The organism is Pararobbsia silviterrae, assembly GCF_003628125.1.
Taxonomy (GTDB): domain Bacteria; phylum Pseudomonadota; class Gammaproteobacteria; order Burkholderiales; family Burkholderiaceae; genus Pararobbsia; species Pararobbsia silviterrae.
Genome location: NZ_RBZU01000007.1, coordinates 1 through 352, shown reverse-complemented (window position 1 = coordinate 352; position 352 = coordinate 1). Strand labels below are relative to the sequence as shown.

Below are 352 nucleotides of genomic sequence, written 5' to 3'. Positions count from 1 at the left end.
CGACAAGATTTCGATCGTCGGCGCAACGGTGGCCCTGAGTCTCCGGCGACGCGGCATGATGGCCGCCAACCCAAACAAAAGCGGAAGCACGGCACCTACGACGGCATTCCACAGGTCCGCATTTTTATCGCCCAGGCGAGACGACCCGAACTTCAGAAATAAAAAGACCGATACGAAAACAACGCACAGCGCAACCAGGGCCACCGCCCTTCGAACGAATTGCGACTCAGCCGCGAGCTCGCGGTATGCGTGCCCACCCTCCACGAGCCGGTTGACGTCCACGACGTCATATAGCGAAAGGTCGCCGTGTCGCATCAATGGCTCGGCGCCACGCCTTTGAGCATTGTCCGCA

Annotated in this window: 1 protein-coding gene; it reads right to left on the bottom strand. The window is 59.9% G+C overall.

Annotation, left to right across the window (positions count from 1 at the left end):
* Window positions 1-315, bottom strand: a 315-nt coding sequence (locus tag D7S86_RS29975) for a hypothetical protein (protein WP_205962831.1), incomplete at its 3' end; no start/stop codon positions are given.
* Window positions 316-352 lie beyond the last annotated feature (37 nt).